The sequence below is a fragment of the Micrococcus sp. HG099 genome (genome assembly GCF_024723355.1).
Classification (GTDB): Bacteria; Actinomycetota; Actinomycetes; order Actinomycetales; family Micrococcaceae; genus Micrococcus; species Micrococcus endophyticus.
In genome coordinates this window covers 1-2,815 of the sequence record NZ_JANQCJ010000193.1, presented here as the reverse complement: position 1 = coordinate 2,815, position 2,815 = coordinate 1, and the positions used below count along the sequence as shown (strand labels likewise).

Annotated in this window: 2 protein-coding genes and 1 pseudogene; 2 read left to right on the top strand and 1 reads right to left on the bottom strand. The window is 72.3% G+C overall.

Annotated elements, in window-relative coordinates; translation table 11 throughout:
- Nucleotides 1-413, top strand: a 413-nt coding sequence (locus NWP10_RS11375) for a LytR C-terminal domain-containing protein (protein ID WP_258300981.1), incomplete at its 5' end; no start/stop codon positions are given.
- Between the two features lie 299 nt (nucleotides 414-712).
- Nucleotides 713-2,344, top strand: coding sequence for a chaperonin GroEL (gene groL / locus NWP10_RS11370; protein ID WP_017489766.1), 1,632 nt, complete (start codon nucleotides 713-715; stop codon nucleotides 2,342-2,344).
- A gap of 212 nt (nucleotides 2,345-2,556) precedes the next feature.
- Here groL and NWP10_RS11365 read toward each other — a convergent pair.
- Nucleotides 2,557-2,815, bottom strand: a pseudogene (locus tag NWP10_RS11365) (non-ribosomal peptide synthetase); the annotation flags it as partial.

Sequence of the window (2,815 nt, the reverse complement as noted above, 5' to 3'; positions counted from 1 at the left end):
CCGCGGCGGAGGCGTCCCGTTCCGCCGAGGCCGCCCAGGCCGCGGAGGCCTCCCGCTCGGCCGCCGCCGCGGCGGAGGCGTCCCGTTCCGCCGAGGCCGCCCAGGCCGCGGAGGCCTCTCGCTCGGCCGCGGCCCAGGCCGCCGCCGCCGCGCGGTCCACCAACGTCACCGTCTACAACGCCACCCGCACCACCGGCCTGGCCGCCTCCTACGCCCAGCGCCTGCGCTCCGCCGGCTTCACCTCCGTGTCCGCGCAGAACTGGGGCGGCTACGGCATCCAGTCCTCCACCGTGCTCTACAACGGCTCGGGCAACCAGGCGGCCGCCGAGGCCGTCGCCGCCGAGCTCGGCTTCCCGGTGCTGCAGACCCCCAACCTGCAGGTCAACGGCGTCGCCGTCGTCGTCACCGGCTGACGGTCCGTCCGGGCCCCGACGGCCCCCGCCCGAGCGCCCCGCGGCGCCCCGGGCGGGGGCCGTCCGCCGTCCGCGGACACCGCGGCGTGCGGCGCTCCGGCCTTTTGCACTCTCCCCGGGCGAGTGCTCATAATGGGGTTAGCACTCCGAAGGCGCGACTGCCAGCCGTACCCCGGCCGGCCCGGCGCCGTGGAGGAGGACCTGTCCACCGGTGAGGCCCCAGCGGGCCGTCCGTCGCGGGCACCGATGCAGGTCAGCCACCAGCTGTAGGAAGCAGACGTCCAGAAAGGACTTGCATCATGGCCAAGACCATCGCATTCGACGAAGAGGCACGCCGCGGCCTGGAGAAGGGCCTGAACACCCTGGCCGACGCCGTGAAGGTGACCCTCGGCCCGCGCGGCCGCAACGTGGTGCTGGAGAAGAAGTGGGGCGCCCCCACCATCACCAACGACGGCGTCTCCATCGCCAAGGAGATCGAGCTCGAGGACCCGTACGAGAAGATCGGCGCGGAGCTCGTCAAGGAGGTCGCCAAGAAGACCGACGACGTCGCCGGCGACGGCACCACCACCGCCACCGTGCTGGCCCAGGCGCTCGTTCGCGAGGGCCTGCGCAACGTGGCCGCCGGTGCGGACCCGCTGTCCCTCAAGCGCGGCATCGAGAAGGCCGTGGACGCCGTCACCGCCGAGCTGCTCTCCGCCTCGCGCGAGATCGAGACCAAGGAGCAGATCGCGGCCACCGCCTCGATCTCCGCCGCCGACAAGCAGATCGGCTCCCTCATCGCCGAGGCCCTGGACAAGGTCGGCAAGGAGGGCGTCATCACCGTCGAGGAGTCCAACACCTTCGGCCTCGAGCTCGAGCTCACCGAGGGCATGCGCTTCGACAAGGGCTACATCTCCGGCTACTTCGTCACCGACGCGGACCGTCAGGAGGCCGTCCTCGAGGATCCCTACATCCTCATCGTCAACTCCAAGATCTCCTCCGTGAAGGACATGGTGGCGATCCTCGAGAAGGTCATGCAGTCCGGCAAGCCGCTGCTGATCATCGCCGAGGACGTCGAGGGCGAGGCCCTGGCCACCCTCGTGGTCAACAAGATCCGCGGCACCTTCAAGTCCGTGGCCGTGAAGGCCCCGGGCTTCGGCGACCGCCGCAAGGCCATGCTCGCCGACATCGCCATCCTCACCGGCGGCCAGGTCATCTCCTCTGAGGTCGGCCTGTCCCTCGAGAACGCCACCCTGGACCTGCTGGGCACCGCCCGCAAGGTGGTCATCACCAAGGACGAGACCACCATCGTCGAGGGCGCCGGTGACGCCGAGCAGATCGCCGGCCGCGTGGCCCAGATCCGCGCCGAGATCGAGAACACCGACTCGGACTACGACCGCGAGAAGCTGCAGGAGCGCCTCGCCAAGCTGGCCGGCGGCGTCGCCGTCATCAAGGCTGGCGCGGCCACCGAGGTGGAGCTCAAGGAGCGCAAGCACCGCATCGAGGACGCCGTGCGCAACGCCAAGGCGGCCGTGGAGGAGGGCATCGTCGCCGGCGGCGGCGTGGCCCTGATCCAGGCCGGCGCCAAGGCGTTCGGCGGCCTGACCCTCGAGGGCGACGAGGCCACCGGCGCGAACATCGTCAAGGTCGCCATCGAGGCCCCGCTGAAGCAGATCGCCTTCAACGCGGGCATGGAGCCGGGCGTCGTGGCCGACAAGGTCAAGACCCTCCAGGACGGCCACGGCCTCAACGCCGCCACCGGCGAGTACGAGGACCTGCTGGCCGCGGGCATCAACGACCCGGTGAAGGTGACCCGCTCGGCCCTGCAGAACGCCGCGTCCATCGCGGGCCTGTTCCTGACCACCGAGGCCGTCGTCGCGGACAAGCCCGAGAAGGCCGCCGCCGGCGCCGAGGGCATGGACCCGATGGGCGGCATGGGCGGCATGATGTGATCAGCCGCTGAGCCCGCCCGGTCCGTCCGGGCGCCCAGCACGCGAGGCCCGTCCTCCCTGTCCGGGGAGGGCGGGCCTCGCCGCGTCGGCGGGAGTGGGGGAGGGGGCAGAGACGGGGGCGTTTTCGCTCGGGGAATCGTCGTCACTCTACGAGGAAGACGGGATGGTGACGACGATGTCCCGAACGAAAGTGCAGGGGGCGGGGTCGGGGGTCAGGGGCGCAGGTCTGCCAGCTCCGCCTCGAGGTTGCGGCGGGCCGCCGCCTCCCAGCGGGCGCGGCCCGGGGCCGTGCGGTACAGGCGCTCCGCCCCGAGCAGGGACTCGAGCACGGCGGCGCGCCCGCGCGCCCAGTCCGCGTCCGGCACATGGGCGAAGTCGCGGCGCACGGCCTGCACGTACCGCCGGTACGCCTCGGGGGAGCGGCCGAGCACCTCGAGGTCGGCGTCGCAGAGCAGGGCGCCGGCGGTATCC

What these genes read in the sequence shown, in the direction of transcription:
- groL (WP_017489766.1), top strand. Translation starts at nt 713, where the DNA reads ATGGCCAAGACCATCGCATTCGACGAAGAGGCACGCCGCGGCCTGGAG.